Source organism: Pseudaquabacterium terrae (genome assembly GCF_013266755.1).
Lineage (GTDB): Bacteria > Pseudomonadota > Gammaproteobacteria > Burkholderiales > Burkholderiaceae_C > Pseudaquabacterium > Pseudaquabacterium terrae.
The window spans coordinates 316,244-330,503 of sequence record NZ_JABRWJ010000003.1 but is presented as its reverse complement, the minus strand read 5'-3'; the positions used below and the strand labels follow the sequence as shown (position 1 = coordinate 330,503).

Below are 14,260 nucleotides of genomic sequence, written 5' to 3'. Positions count from 1 at the left end.
CGGGAGCCACACCATGTTCTCCCGCTTCTTCATCGACCGGCCGATCTTCGCGGCCGTGCTGTCGATCTTCATCATGATCGCCGGGCTGTCGGCGATGCGCGTGCTGCCGATCGCGCAGTACCCGGAGATCGCGCCGCCGGTGGTCTCGGTGGTTGCCGTCTATCCCGGCGCCAGCGCCGAGGTGATCGAGCAGACCGTCGCCGCGCCGCTGGAAAACGCGATCAACGGCGTCGAGCACATGATCTACATGGGCTCGACGTCGACCTCCAACGGCGTCGTGACGATCCAGGTCACCTTCGACATCGGCACCGACGTCGACCAGGCCGCGCAGCTCGTCAACAACCGCGTCAAGCAGGCCGAGGCCAAGCTGCCGCAGGAAGTGCGCCGACAGGGCGTCGTCGTCGAGAAGGGCTCGTCGGCCTTCCTGCAGGTGCTCGCGTTCTATTCGCCCGACGGCAGCAAGAGCGACCTCGACATCAGCAACTACGTGACGCTGAACGTGCTGGACCAGCTCAAGCGCGTGCCCGGCACCACCAACGTGCAGATCTTCGGCGCCAAGGACTACGCGATGCGGGTCTGGGTCAAGCCCGACCGGCTGGCGCAGCTGAAGCTGACCACCGGCGACATCGCGCGAGCGATCACCGAACAGAACGCGCAGTTCGCTGCCGGCAAGGTCGGCCAGGCGCCGACCGGCGGCGCGCAGGAGATGGTCTACACGATCACGACGCAGGGGCGGCTGTCCGACGTGCGCCAGTTCGAGGAGATCATCGTGCGCTCGGGCGACAACAACGGCCACGGCTCCGGCATCGTGCGGCTGAAGGACGTCGCGCGCATCGAGCTCGGCTCGAAGGACTACGACTTCATCGGCCGCATCAACGGCAAGGCCGCGACGCTGGTCGGCATCTTCCTGCAGCCGGGCGCCAATGCGCTGAACGTCGCCAAGGAAGTCGAAACCACGGTGGCCGATCTGGCCAAGCGTTATCCGCCCGGCCTGACCAACTCGATTCCCTACGACACCACGCGCTTCGTCAAGGTCTCGATCAAGGAGGTCGTGATCACGCTGCTCGAGGCGATGGTGCTGGTGATCGGCGTCGTCTACCTGTTCCTGCAGAACTGGCGCGCGACGCTGATCCCGGTGGTCGCGGTGCCGGTGTCGCTGATCGGCACCTTCGCGGGCCTGCTGCTGCTCGGCTACTCGATCAACACGCTCACCTTGTTCGGCATGGTGCTGGCGATCGGCATCGTCGTCGACGACGCGATCGTCGTGCTCGAGAACATCGAGCGCCACATGCACGAGGAGGGCATGGCGGCGCGCGAAGCGGCGATCAAGGCGATGCGCGAGGTCTCCGGCCCGGTGATCGCGATCGTGCTGGTGCTGTGCGCGGTGTTCGTGCCGATTGCCTTCCTCGGCGGGCTGACCGGCGAGCTGTACCGCCAGTTCGCGGTGACGATCGCGATCGCGGTGGTCATCTCCGGCATCGTCGCCTTGACGCTGACCCCGAGTCTTTGTGTCCTCATCCTGAAGAAGGCGCACCGCGGCCCGGGCCGCTTCTTCACCTGGTTCAACGAGTGGTTCCACCGCATCACCGGTCGCTATGTCGAAGGCGTGGGCTTCATGGTGCGGCGCGCCGGCATCGGCCTGGCGCTGTTCGGCGCCATGGTGCTGCTGACGGCGGGCCTGTGGCGCGTGACGCCGGGCTCGCTGGTGCCCGACGAGGACCAGGGCTTCTACATCTCGGCCGTGATCCTGCCCGACGGCGCCTCGCTCGAGCGCACCGACAAGGTCGTCAACGAAGTCATCGGCATCATCAAGAGCAACCCGAACAACCAGGACGTCATCGCCTTCACCGGTTTCGACTTCCTCGGCGGCGGCTACCGCAACAACGCGGCGACGATCTTCGTCACGCAGACGCCGTGGGACGAGCGCACGGTGGAGGTCAAGGACCTGGTCGGCGAGCTGTTCGGCAAGACCATGCACATCAAGGAAGCGCTGGTGCTGGCCTTCAACCCGCCGCCGATCTTCGGCCTCGGCACCGCGGGCGGCTTCGAGTTCTACATCCAGAACCGCGGCGAGGGCGGCGCCAAGCGCCTGGCCGAGGTGATGCAGCAGTTCCAGGGCGCGGTGTCGAAGAGCCCGCTGCTGGGGCAGGTGCAGTCGCTGTGGCGCGCGCAGTCGCCGCAGCTGTCGGTCGACGTCGACCGCGAGCGTGCGAAGGCGCTCGGCGTGCCGGTCGACGAGGTCTTCAACACCTTGTCGTCGACGCTCGGCAGCTACTACGTCAACGACTTCAACAAGTACGGCCGTGCCTGGCAGGTGCTGATGTCGGCCGAGAGCGGCTACCGCCGCCAGCCCGACGACATCGGCCGCATGTGGGTGCGCTCGTCGACCGGCGAAATGGTGCCGGTGTCGGCGCTGGCGAGCGTGCGCTACTCGGCCGGGCCGGAGACGCTGGATCGCTTCAACAACCTGCCGGCCGTGAAGCTGTTCGGCCAGGGGGCGCCGGGCGTCAGCTCGGGTCAGGCGATCGCCGAGGTCGAGCGCATCGCGCGCGAGGTGCTGCCCGCGGACTTCAGCTTCGACTGGGGCGGCGCGTCCTATCAGGAAAAGAAAGCGTCCGGCACCTCGGGGCTGACGCTGGCGCTCGGCGCGCTGATGGTCTTCCTGATCCTCGCGGCGCAGTACGAGAAATGGTCGCTGCCGCTGTCGGTGCTGCTGGCGGTGCCCTTCGGCACCTTCGGCGCGCTGGCCGCGGTGTGGCTGCGCGGCTTTACCAACGACGTGTACTTCCAGATCGGCCTGGTCACGCTGATCGGCCTGGCGGCGAAGAACGCGATCCTGATCGTCGAGTTCGCATCGCAGAAGGTGCAGGAGGGCCTGAGCCCGTCGGCCGCGGCGCTCGAAGGCGCGCGGCTGCGCTTCCGGCCGATCATCATGACCTCGCTGGCCTTCATCCTCGGCGTGCTGCCGCTGGCGTTTTCCAGCGGGGCCGGCTCGGCCGCGCGGCGCTCGGTGGGCACCGGCGTGATGGGCGGCATGGTGGCCGCCACCTTCCTCGCGATCTTCTTCGTGCCGATGTTCTTCAAGATCGTCACCGCGCGCAAGTTGCGCGAAGCGCGCAGCACGGCCGAGCTGAAGGCCGAGGCGGAACGTGCATTGCAGGCCGGGCATGGCTCGGTGCACCACGCCAGCCACCACCCAAGTCCGCCGGCATCCGGCAGCTTCGGTGCGGCCGGCGGAACCCAAGGAGAGCCGGCATGAAGCGGCTGTTGACGAAGACCCCGACGCTCAGCGCGCTGGCGCTGGCCGCACTGCTCGCCGCCTGCGCCAGTCCCGGCCCGGCAGCGCCACCGATCGCCGCGGACGAGCTGCCGGCCACGCAAGCCATCGCGCCGCTGCCGGCCGACTGGTGGAAGCGCTTCGGCGACCCGCAAATCGACGCGCTGGTCACCGAGGCGCTGGCCAACAACCGCGACCTGGCGCGTGCGCTGGCGCGCATCGACGAATCGCGCGCCGCGTTGCGCGCGGCGGATGCCGACCGCTCGCCGCAGGTCAACGCCGGCGTCAGCGGCGCGCGCCAGCGCGCCAGCGAGAACGGCGTGATCCCGGGCGGCGGCACCGGCAACGTGTTCAGCGCCAGCATCGGCGTGGCCTACGAGCTCGACCTCTGGTCGCGCTACGCCAAGGCCAGCGCGGCCGCGCGCGCCGAGCTGCTGGCAACCGAGTACGCCCGCGAGACGCTGCGCACGGCGCTCGCCGCGCAGGTGGTGCAGTCGTATGCGACGCTGCAGGCGCTGGATGCGCAGATCGGCATCTACCAGCAGGTGCTGGTCGGCCAGCGCGACGGGCTGCGGCTGCAGAAGCTGCGGCTCGACGCCGGCGAGCTCGCCGAGCTCGACTGGCGCCAGCTCGAAGCCGAGCTGCTGAACAGCGAGCTGCAGCTGCCGAAGCTCGACCGCGCGCGCGGCGAGGCCGAGCGCGCGCTCGCGCTGGTGCTCGGCCGCACGCCGAAGGCGCTGATCGAGCAGGGCGTGCAGCGCTCCGTGGCGTTCGTGCCCGCTGCAACGGCGCTGCCCGAGGCGCTGCCGTCCGACCTGCTGCTGCGCCGCCCCGACGTGCAGGCCGCCGAGGCGCGGCTGCGCGCCGCCGGCGCGCGCGTCGATGTCGCACGGGCCGCGTACTTCCCGAGTATTTCGCTGTCCGCCGCCTTCGGCCGCGAGAGCACCGAGCTGTCGAAGCTGCTTGATGGCCCGTCGCTGATCTGGAACGTCGTCGCCTCGCTGACGCAGCCGATCTGGAACGGCGGCCGGCTCGATGCGCAGCGCGATGCCGCGCAGGCGCGCCGGCTGCAGGCCGAGCTCGACTACCGCGACAGCGTGGCGATCGCCTTCAAGGAAGCGCGCGACGCACTGGCCGCGCACGGCGAGGCGCGCTCCAGCGCCGACACCAGCCAGCGCCGCAGCGACGCGCTGCAGCGCGCGGCGCAGCTGACGAAGCTGCGCTTCGAGGGCGGCCAGGTCAGCCGGCTGCTGGTGCTCGACGCCGAGCGCCTGGCGCTGCTGGCGCGGCTGCAGACGCAGGACGAGCGGCGCGCGCTGATCGCGGCGCAGGCCGGCGTGTATCGCGCGCTCGGCGGTGGCTGGCAGCGCCCGGCGGGGACCGCGGGCGAGTGATCGGCGGCCCCGCGGCGGGGCGCTAAAGCGGCGCGGGCGCGCATGCACAATGCGCGTCTTTTCGCCGCTGCGCGTCCCTCCGAATGTCCTCGTCCGTCCTGACGCGATCGCTGTCGTTGCTGTCGCTCGCGCTCGCCGCCGCGGCGGCGCTGGCCCAGGCGCCTGCCGTGCCGCCGGCGCCACCGATCATCGCCGCCCGCTTGGCTGCAGGCGAGCAGCTCCCGCTCGACGGCACGCTGGCCCACCCGGCGTGGCAACGCGCGCCGGTGTTCACGGACTTCGTCGAGAAGTGGCCCGAGACCGGCCGCCAGCCGCTGCACGAAACGCGCGTGCGGGTGCTGTTCGACGAGGCCGCGCTGTACATCGGCGTCGAGGCGCTGGACGAGCGGCCGCAGCAGATCCGCGCGCCGCTGGTGCGGCACGACATGGTCAACCGCACGCAGGATTTCGTCTTCGCGAACATCGATGCGATCGGGGCGCGCCAGGCGGCCCAGTTCTTCCGCGTCAATGCCGCCGGCTCGACCGGCGACGGCATCTACACCGCGGCCGACGACACCGAGGACTTCGCGCCCGACTTCGACTTCGATGCCGTCGCCAAGCGCCACGAGCGCGGCTACACGGTGGTGATGCGCATCCCCTTCGGTTCGCTGCGCTTCGACAGCGAAGGAGATCCGGCGTGGCGCATCATGATCGGTCGCCGGGTGCCGCGCGACCAGGTCTACCTGCACACCTCGGTGCTGATCCCGGTCGACGCGCCGAGCTTCATCGCCACGCTGCAGCCGCTGCAGGGCGTGCAGCTGCCCGCGCACCAGCAGTTCCTGACGCTGCGGCCGAGCCTGACCTGGCGCCAGCAGCGCACGCGCTCGGGTGATGGCCCGACCACGCGTGAGCGCAGCATCGATGCGACGCTGGACCTGAAATGGCGCCCGCTGCCCGAGCTGGTGATCGACGCCACGCTGAACCCCGACTTCTCGCAGGTGGCGCTGGACGTGCCGCAGCTGGCGGGCAATACCCGCTTCGCGCTCTTCGTCGACGAGAAGCGGCCGTTCTTCTTCGAATCGAGCGACCTGCTGCGCAGCCCCACCGACGCGATCTACACCCGCAGCTTCACCGAGCCGAAGGCCGGCCTGCGCGCCACCTGGCGCGGCCGCAGCCTGGCGGCGACGGCCTTCGGCATCGACGACCGCGGCGGCGGCATCGTGCTGCTGCCCGGGCCCTACGCCAGCGGCGAAGCGGAGCAGCCGGCATCGCAGGCGCTGGTCGCGCGCGTGCTGTCGACCCGCGCCGGCCTGCAGTGGGGCGGGCTGGCCGTCGCGCGGCGATATGCCGGCGACCGCGGCGCGAACAACGTGTTCGGCCCCGACGTCTCATGGCAGGTCGACGAGGCCTGGCGCGTGCGCGGCCAGTGGCTGCATTCGGAAACCACCGCGCTGCCCGACGGGCAGGGCAAACTGCGGCGCGGCGTGGCGCAAGCCGCCGACCGCGTGCGGCTGACGGCGACGCGACTGACCGACCAGACCGAGACGTCGCTCACCCTGGACGATATCGGCCAAGGGTTCCGCCACGATTCGGGCTTCGTCGTGCAGAACGGCGCGCGCAACCTGAACGCCTTCCTCGGCAAGGCCTGGCGCAACTGGGGGCCGCTGAACGAGTTCTGGATCAACCTGCGCGTCGACGACAGCCAAGCGAAAAGTGATGGAAAGGGTGGCAGCGGCGAGCGCATCAGCCGCGACGTCCATCCCGGCTTCTGGCTGGTCGGACCGCACAACCTCGAGGCCGAGCTGCACTGGCACGGCCGCGCACAGCTGCGCACGAGGCCGGGCGGCGTGCTGCACGACGAACACTTCTGGCAGGGCGAGCTGATCGTCACGCCGGCGGCGTGGTTCCCGCTGCTGACCGTCGGCGGCCGGGCCGGCCGGGTCGTCGACGTCGAGGCCGATGCGCTGCGCCGCGGCGGCAACGCCCAGCTGATCATGACGATGCGGCCGCACGCGCGCCTGGAGCTCGAGCCGCGCGCGGAGTACGCCTGGACGGAGCGCAACGGCCGGCGCGCCTACCGCGAGAGCAGCGCCCAGCTGCTGGCGGTGTGGCACTTCGATGCCCGGCAGACGCTGCGCGCGATCGTTCAGCGCTACACCTACGACCGGCGCGACGAGCCGGGGCTCACCGGCTACCGGCTCGCCGGCACCGACGGCTCGCTGACCTACGCCTGGCGGCAGTCCTCGGGCAGCGTGTTGTACGTCGGTGCCGGCCGCTCGCGCCAGGGCGTCGACGGGCCCGCGCGCAGCAACGAGCTGTTCGTCAAGCTGCAGGTCGACGTCGACGAGCTGCGCCGGCGCTTCTAGCCGAGCGCGCGCCTATGCGCCGCCGCCCGCTCGTGGCACAGTCTCCCGCCACGACAAGCCGACAACGGCGAGAAGGAGACACACCATGATCAAGTCCGGCATCGACCAGCAGGCGCTGATCGACATGTTCGCCAACGCCAGCGCGAAGCAGACCGAGCAGCTGCGCCAGGCCGTCTACCAGGCCACGCTCGGCGCGCTGCAGGGCCGCGAGCTGAGCCTGAAGAACATCCGCGGCGTGCTCGGCGCCGTCAGCCAGGCCGCCGGCGCCGGGGTGGCGAAGAACCCGCTGGCCGGCGTCGATGCCGATGCGCTGCTCGACAAGGCCGTCACCGGCATGGACGAGGCACTGCTGAAGGCGGTCGAGGCCAACCGCGTCGCGCTGCAGCAATTCGTCGACAAGGGCGCCGACCTGCGCGAGACGCATCTGAAGAAGGCGCTCGACGACCTCGAGAAGTACGAGGACATGCTGCTCGGCGTCGTCAAGAAGAGCGCCGGCGCGGCCGGTGACCCGCTGGCCGGCGCCTGGAGCCAGGTGGCCGAGAAGCTGCAGCTCCAGGGCAGCCTGTCGGGCACGCAGGCGGGCGCGGCGGCCGAGCAGCTGGCCGCGCAGATGCAGACCGCCATGCGCGAGAGCCGCGCCGCCGGCCTGCGCGCGGTGCAGGCGCTGGCCGACAGTTATGGCGCGCTGGTCAGCGGCGTGTTGATCGGCATGTCCGACGCGCTGAACCAGGGCGGGGCCGCACAGGCCAAGCCCGGCCGCAAGCGCTGATACCGACGGGCATCGACGGGCATCAGCGGGCATCGACGGGCGGCACCACGGACCGGCCGGCATGACACCGGCAGCGATCTCGTTCTACGAGGGCCAGGGGCGCCTGCTGGAGATGATCGCCCGCGGCGCGGCGCTGAAGGACACGCTGGACCGGCTGTCGCTGCTGATCGAGGCGCAGTCGGAGGGCCTGTACTGCTCGGTGCTGCTGCTCGATGCCGAGAGCCGGCGCATCCATCCGGTGGCCGGCCCCCGCCTGCCCGCAGCCTACATGCGCGCGCTCGAGGGCGCGGCGATCGGCCCCGACGTCGGCTCCTGCGGCACGGCGATGCATTTCCGGCGCACGGTCATCGTCGCCGACATCCTCGAGGATCCGCTGTGGGCGCCGTACCGCGCGCTCGCCGCGCCGCATGGCCTGCGCGCCTGCTGGTCGGCGCCGATCGTCTCGAAGGACGATGTCGTGCTCGGCAGCTTCGCGATGTACTACAAGGAGGTGCGGCGGCCGAACGACGACGAGACCGGCCTGCTGGCGATGGCCGCCAACATCGCCGGCATTGCCATTGAGCGCCAGCGCCGCGAGGACGAGCTGCAGCGCTACCAGGGCCGGCTGGAGGCACTGGTGGCACAGCGCACCGACGAGCTGCAGCAGGCGATGCTGGAGCAGCGCGCGATCTTCGACAACGCGACGACCGCCATCTTCCTGGTCAAGGACCGCGTGATCCAGCGCTGCAACCGCCGCCTCGAGGAGCTGCTGGGCTACAGCCCCGGCGAGCTCAACGGGCAGCCGACGCGCGTGTACTTCCCGTCCGACGCGGCCTGGGAAGCCTTCGGCGAGGCGGCCTATGCGCGCATCGCCGCCGGCGCCGGCTTCGTCGCCGACACCGAGATCCAGCGCAAGGACGGCAGCTGCATCTGGACCACCGCCTTCGGCACCGCGGTCGACCCGACCGACCTGCGCAAGGGCTCGGTCTGGGTCGGCGTCGACATCAGCGAGCGCAAGCGCACCGAGGAAGCACTGAAGGCCGCGCTGATGGAGCAGCGCGCGATCTTCGACAACGTCAACGCCGGCATCCACGTCGTGCGCGATCGGGTGACGCAGCGCTGCAACCGCGGCTTCGAGGCCATGCTCGGCTACGCGCCGGGCGAGCTCGACGGCCGCTCGACGCGCGTGTACTTTCCGTCCGATGCGGCCTACGACGACTTCGGCCGCCGTGCCTATGCGCCGATCGCCGACGGGCACGCGTACATCGGCGAGATCGAGCTGGTGTGCAAGAACGGCGAGCGGCGCTGGTTCGCATCGCACGGCTCGGTGATCGACCCGCAGCACCCGGCCAGCGGCACGATCTGGATCTCGCACGACGTCACCGAGCGGCGCCGCGCCGAGGCCGCGCTGCAGGAGCTGCTGCTCGAGCAGCAGGCGCTGCTCGACCACTCGGCGATCGGCATCGCCTTCGTCGTCGAGCGTGTGATCGTGCGCGTCAACGGCGAGCTCGAACGCATGCTGGGCTACGACGCCGGCGAGATGAAGGGCCGCTCCACGCGCTGCTGGTACACGAGCGAGGAGGAATACGAGGCCATCGGCGCCGCGCTGGCGCCGGTGGCGCGGGCCGGCGGCGTCTACTCGCGCGACATGGAGCTGGTGCGGCGCGACGGCAGCCGCTTGTGGTGCAGCGTGCATGCCAAGGGCATCCAGGCCGACCGGCCCGAGCTCGGCGGCGTCTGCGTGATGCAGGACATCAGCGGGCGCAAGCAGGCCGAAGCCGCGCTGGTGGCGGCCAACGAGCGGCTCGAGCGCGGCCTGGCCGAGGTCGAGCAGACGCGCGCCGAGATCTCGCAGCTGGCCGAGCTGTCGAGCTTCCTGCAGGCCTGCGCGACCGCCGCCGAGGCCCACGCGGCGATCGCCGACTACGCGCCGCGACTGTTTCCCGGCAGCGGCGGCGCGCTGTACCTGCAGGACGACAGCGGCGTCGAGCTGATGAACGAGGTGCTGCGCTGGGGCGAGCGGCCGCTGGTGGCGCACTTCATGAACGACGAGTGCTGGGCGCTGCGCCGCACGCAGCCGTACCGGCTCGACCAGCCGAGCAGCGCGCGCTGCTGCGCGCACGTCGCGGCCGGCCATCGCAGCGTCGGGCCGTGTGCCTGCCTGCCGCTGCTGGCCCAGGGCAAGATCTTCGGCCTGCTGTACGTCGAGCACGCAGCGGTCGACGGCGGTCGCGCCGACGCGCGGCATCGGCTGGCGGTGGCGCTGGCCGAGCAGTGCGCGCTGGCGCTGGCGAACATCGGCCTGCGCGAGACGCTGCGCCAGCAGTCGATCCGCGACCCCTTGACCGGGCTCTACAACCGCCGCTTCATGGCCGAGACCATCCGCCGCGAGCTGGCCCGCGCAGCGCGCCAGGGCGCCGGGCTGGCGGTGGCGATGGTCGACGTCGACCATTTCAAGCGCTTCAACGACACCTACGGCCACGAGGCCGGCGACCTGGTGCTGCAGGCGATCGCGCAATTGCTCGAGGGCCACGTGCGGCAGAGCGACGTCGCCTGCCGCCATGGCGGCGAGGAATTCGTGCTGCTGCTCCCGGGGCTGTCACAGGCGCGCGCCGAGCAGCGCGCGCTCGAGCTGCTGCGCGAGATCCGCGCGCTGGCGCCGACGCACGGCGGCCGGCCGCTCGGGCCGATCAGCGCCTCGATCGGCCTGGCGCTGTTCCCGCAGCACGGCCGCACGCCGGAAGCGCTGATCGAGGCCGCCGATGCGGCGCTGTTCCGCGCCAAGGCGGCGGGGCGCGACCGGGTGCTGGTGGCATGAGGGTCGAGGTCGCGCTTGCGTCACTTGGCCACATAACCGGGCGCAAACACCTTGATCGCTGGAAGAATCTGAACCCGCGGCTCCCCGCTGATCCCCGCCTGCTGCACCCCCGGCATCAGCCGCTTCTCGACAAACGCCTGGAAGTCCTCCGCCCGTTCCCAGACATCGGTCACCCGCAGGCCCTCGGCGTCGACGGCAGCGACGTGGAACAGCCCGCCGGGCGGGACGTCGCGTTCAAAGTCCACGATCGTGCAGACGCTGTCGTACTGTTCGCGAGTGACCCCGGGCCACTCCATGATCATCATCACTGCCATGGTCGTCTCCAACGTGGGCCGTGAGGTTCACGGCCTCATCGAGGGATACGGCTGAACGGCACCGCTGGATGCAACGCCGACTGTCGTATCGTGTCGCCCATGCCTTCCAGCCCCACCTTCTTCTGGCACGACTACGAGACCTTCGGCCGCGTGCCGCGCCGCGACCGGCCGGCGCAGTTCGCCGGGCTGCGCACCGATGCGCAGCTGAACGAGATCGGCGCGCCGCTGATGCTGTACTGCCAGCCGCCGCGCGACATGCTGCCGGACCCGGAATCGTGCCTGCTGACCGGCATCCTGCCGCAGCACTGCGCCGAGCATGGCGTGGCCGAGCATGCCTTCGCCGCGCGCATCGAGGCCGCGCTGGCCGAGCCGGGCACCATCGGCGTCGGCTACAACACGATCCGCTTCGACGACGAGGTCACGCGGCACCTGTTCTGGCGCAACCTGATCGACCCCTACGCGCGCGAGTGGCAGAACGACTGCGGCCGCTGGGACCTGCTGGACGTCGTGCGCTGCGCCTACGCGCTGCGGCCCGAGGGCATCGAGTGGCCGCGCCACGACGACGGCCGCGTGTCGTTCAAGCTCGAACACCTGAGCCGCGCCAACGGCCTCGCACACGAGGCGGCGCACGACGCGCTGTCCGACGTGCGCGCGACCATCGCGCTGGCGCGGCTGATCCGCGACCGGCAGCCGAAGCTCTTCGATTTCTGCCTGTCGCTGCGCCGCAAGGACGCGGTGTGGCAGCAGATCGGTGCTATCGCACAAAATGCGCGGCCCTTCCTGCACATCTCCGGCATGTACGGCGCCGAGCGCGGCTGCATCGCGCTGGTCTGGCCGCTGGCGCCGCATCCGACCAACAAGAACGAGCTGATCGTCTGGGACCTGGCGCACGACCCGATGCAGCTGGCCGGGCTGGATGCCGACGCGGTGCGGCTGCGAATGTTCAGCCGCAGCGAAGACCTGCCCGAGGGAGTCGAGCGGCTGCCGATCAAGACCATCCACGTCAACAAGTCGCCGGTCGTCATCGGCAACCACAGGACGCTGAGCGAGCCCCAAGCCGCGCGCTGGGGCCTCGACTTCGCGCTCGGGATGCGCCATGCCGAGATCGCGCGGCGCGAGGCGGCCGGCTGGGCGGCACTGTGGCCGGCGGTGTTCCAGCGTCCGGCGGCGACCGGTCCGGTCGACGTCGACGAGGACTTGTACGGTGGTTTCGTCGCGCCGAACGACCGCCGCACGCTCGATCGCCTGCGCACGCTGACACCCGACCAGCTGGCCGCGAAGCGCCCGGCCTTCGAGGACCACCGGCTCGAGGAACTGCTGTTCCGCTACCGCGCGCGCAACCATCCGCCGACGCTGACCGACGACGAGCAGCAACGCTGGAACGAGCACTGCCATGCGCGGCTGCACGAGGGCGCGAACGGCTTCACGACGCTGGCGCAGTACCTCGACCGCATCGACCAGCTCAGCGAAGCGGCCGACGAGCGCGGCCAGGACCTGCTGGGCGCGCTGGCCGACTGGGCCGAGCAGATCGCGCCGGAGACCGCGTAGCGCACGCCCGCAGCCGCCGCACGCCGCGCGGCGTGCCGCATGTCACGCTTGGCGTCGCGTTTGCGTTTCACCGGGGCGCCGCCTCCCGAACTTGACAGTCGCGCGCCCGGCGGAACGGGATCAACATTCCACGCCATGGTCGAGCTCCATCACGAGGTCGCGTCCGCCGGCGAGGTGTGGACGATCTGCCGCTGGCACGAATGTCCGCATGCCGCGCTGGCCGCGCCGGGTCTGCCCTTCGACGCCGCGACGGCGGCGCAATGGCTGCGTGAGTTCCGCAGCCACGACCTGCGCCGGCTGGCCTTCGATGTGCTGGATCCGCAGCAGCTGAGCCGCCCCACCGACGAGCAGGTGGTCGAGCAGCTGGCGGCGATGATCGTCGCCGGCGAATTGCGCGTCATCGCGGGCAGGCTGCACGACCAGGCGAGCCCGCCCGATGTGCAGCAGCCGAGCGCAGCGCAGAAGCTGCTGCGCCGGCTGCGCGTGACCTCGCACCGCTTTCATTTCGAAGCGGCCAGTTTTCGCATCGTCGAGGCGGGCGAATGGGCGCACCTTCGCGGCAGCAGCGACGAGCGCTACCAGGTCGTGCCGCATGACGAGGCGGTGCCGCTGCTGGCGCGCATCGCCGCCTCGGCCGGCCTGTCGCACGACGAAGCGATGGCGCTTCACGAGGCTGTGCCGCTGGTGCCGACGCGCTGGCGGCGGGACCAACCGGCGAATACCGGCATCCTGCTGATCCGCATCGTCGACCGCAGTTTCAACCTCGAAAGCGCCGGCAGCGCCGAGGTGGTGACGCCTTCGCAGATGAGCGGGCCGAAGGATCCGGACCACTGGATCCAGATCACGCTGATCGACGACCAGGACCTGCCGGTGCCGAACCAGGCCTACAAGGTCGAGCTGCCCGGCGGCGAGATCCGCGAGGGCCGGCTCGACGGCACCGGCATGGCCTACATCGGCGGCTTGAAGGCTGGCGGCCCGTGCAAGGTCTGCTTCCCGCAGATCGACACCAAGGAATGGCGCGCGGTCTAGATCCAGACTAGCGGTCTGGCCCCAGCAGCGCGTCGAGCTCGGCGCGCATGCGGCGCCAGTGCGATCCTTCCCAGAACAGCCCGCCGCAGCCATCGCAGGCGGCGAAGCGCTGATGGCGCTGTCGCACGTCGTCCGGCGCGGCCGCGATCTCGCCGGCGCGCGCCGGGCGCAGCAGCCCGTTGCAGCGCAGGCAGCGGGTGAAGGGCTGCGCCGAGCGCGCCAGGTCGAGGCGCTCGAACACGTGCTGCAGCTGCTGGCGCGGCTTCAGCGGCCGCACGTAGCAGCCGTGCGTGATGTTGCGTCGCTTCAGCAGCTCGCGGTCGCGCGTCAGCACGATGCGCTGCTCGTCGCGCGCCAGGCGCTCGACCTCGTCGTCGTGGTAGTGGTTGTCGTAGAGCGTGTCGAAGCCGGTCATCCGCAGGCCGTGCGCCAGGCCGCCGAGGTGCGCATCGGCGACGAAGCGCAGCGTGCGCAGCGGGCGTTCCCTGACCCGCAGCAGCGGCGTGATGTCCAGCGCCTCGAACTTCGGATACACCGCGACGCGGTCGCCCTGCTGCAGCTGGCGATCGAAGCCGACCGATTCGCCGTTGACCAGCAGCAGCTCGACCTCGGTGTGCGGCACGCCGAGCGCCTCGACCATGTGCTTGGTCGTCGCTGCTTGCGCGCAGCGGCACTCGAAGCTGGTGCGCCGACGTTCCGGCGCCAGGAAATCGTTCAGCTCCTCATAGAAGCGGAAGCTGGCAGTGACCCCTGTTGGTGCAGCGATGGGTGCGTCGGCGGCCATGCG

9 protein-coding genes are annotated in these 14,260 nt (G+C 70.8%); 7 read left to right on the top strand and 2 right to left on the bottom strand.

What is annotated here, in order from left to right; all coding sequences use genetic code 11:
• Positions 1-13 precede the first annotated feature (13 nt).
• The 5 genes from HLB44_RS10510 (at position 14) to HLB44_RS10490 (ending at position 10,582) form a co-directional block, all read left to right on the top strand.
• Entirely contained in the window at positions 14-3,259 is a 3,246-nt protein-coding gene (locus HLB44_RS10510; protein WP_173122531.1) for an efflux RND transporter permease subunit, read from the top strand.
• A complete protein-coding gene (locus HLB44_RS10505) occupies positions 3,256-4,671 on the top strand; it encodes an efflux transporter outer membrane subunit (protein ID WP_173122530.1) in 1,416 nt (471 codons plus the stop codon). Before HLB44_RS10510 ends, HLB44_RS10505 begins: the two co-directional genes overlap by 4 nt.
• A gap of 83 nt (positions 4,672-4,754) precedes the next feature.
• Positions 4,755-7,016: a carbohydrate binding family 9 domain-containing protein gene (locus tag HLB44_RS10500; protein WP_173122529.1), complete on the top strand. Its 2,262-nt coding sequence runs from the start codon at positions 4,755-4,757 to the stop codon at positions 7,014-7,016.
• A gap of 85 nt (positions 7,017-7,101) precedes the next feature.
• Positions 7,102-7,785: a DUF6781 family protein gene (locus HLB44_RS10495; protein ID WP_173122528.1), complete on the top strand. Its 684-nt coding sequence runs from the start codon at positions 7,102-7,104 to the stop codon at positions 7,783-7,785.
• Between the two features lie 61 nt (positions 7,786-7,846).
• Positions 7,847-10,582: a sensor domain-containing diguanylate cyclase gene (locus HLB44_RS10490; RefSeq protein ID WP_173122527.1), complete on the top strand. Its 2,736-nt coding sequence runs from the start codon at positions 7,847-7,849 to the stop codon at positions 10,580-10,582.
• A 20-nt stretch (positions 10,583-10,602) separates the two neighbouring features.
• Here HLB44_RS10490 and HLB44_RS10485 read toward each other — a convergent pair whose 3' ends face one another.
• Positions 10,603-10,896: a hypothetical protein gene (locus tag HLB44_RS10485; RefSeq protein ID WP_173122526.1), complete on the bottom strand. Its 294-nt coding sequence runs from the start codon at positions 10,894-10,896 to the stop codon at positions 10,603-10,605.
• Between the two features lie 99 nt (positions 10,897-10,995).
• Between HLB44_RS10485 and sbcB the strand changes: the two genes are divergently transcribed.
• Together sbcB and HLB44_RS10475 are read left to right on the top strand one after the other, a co-directional pair.
• Positions 10,996-12,444 carry an exodeoxyribonuclease I gene (sbcB, locus tag HLB44_RS10480; protein ID WP_173122525.1) on the top strand — a complete coding sequence of 483 codons (1,449 nt, stop codon included), beginning with the start codon at positions 10,996-10,998 and terminating at the stop codon, positions 12,442-12,444.
• Between the two features lie 135 nt (positions 12,445-12,579).
• Positions 12,580-13,473, top strand: a complete 894-nt coding sequence (locus HLB44_RS10475; protein ID WP_173122524.1) for a hypothetical protein — start codon at positions 12,580-12,582, stop codon at positions 13,471-13,473.
• A 7-nt stretch (positions 13,474-13,480) separates the two neighbouring features.
• On the opposite strand, the gene HLB44_RS10470 is transcribed toward HLB44_RS10475, so the two are convergent.
• Positions 13,481-14,257, bottom strand: a complete 777-nt coding sequence (locus HLB44_RS10470) for a Mut7-C RNAse domain-containing protein (protein WP_173122523.1) — start codon at positions 14,255-14,257, stop codon at positions 13,481-13,483.
• Positions 14,258-14,260: the final 3 nt, after the last annotated feature.

Coding starts and splice junctions, on each gene's coding strand:
- HLB44_RS10510 (WP_173122531.1), top strand. CDS start 14: ATGTTCTCCCGCTTCTTCATCGACCGGCCGATCTTCGCGGCCGTGCTG.
- HLB44_RS10505 (WP_173122530.1), top strand. CDS start 3,256: ATGAAGCGGCTGTTGACGAAGACCCCGACGCTCAGCGCGCTGGCGCTG.
- HLB44_RS10500 (WP_173122529.1), top strand. CDS start 4,755: ATGTCCTCGTCCGTCCTGACGCGATCGCTGTCGTTGCTGTCGCTCGCG.
- HLB44_RS10495 (WP_173122528.1), top strand. CDS start 7,102: ATGATCAAGTCCGGCATCGACCAGCAGGCGCTGATCGACATGTTCGCC.
- HLB44_RS10490 (WP_173122527.1), top strand. CDS start 7,847: ATGACACCGGCAGCGATCTCGTTCTACGAGGGCCAGGGGCGCCTGCTG.
- HLB44_RS10485 (WP_173122526.1), bottom strand. CDS start 10,896: ATGGCAGTGATGATGATCATGGAGTGGCCCGGGGTCACTCGCGAACAG.
- sbcB (WP_173122525.1), top strand. CDS start 10,996: ATGCCTTCCAGCCCCACCTTCTTCTGGCACGACTACGAGACCTTCGGC.
- HLB44_RS10475 (WP_173122524.1), top strand. CDS start 12,580: ATGGTCGAGCTCCATCACGAGGTCGCGTCCGCCGGCGAGGTGTGGACG.
- HLB44_RS10470 (WP_173122523.1), bottom strand. CDS start 14,257: ATGGCCGCCGACGCACCCATCGCTGCACCAACAGGGGTCACTGCCAGC.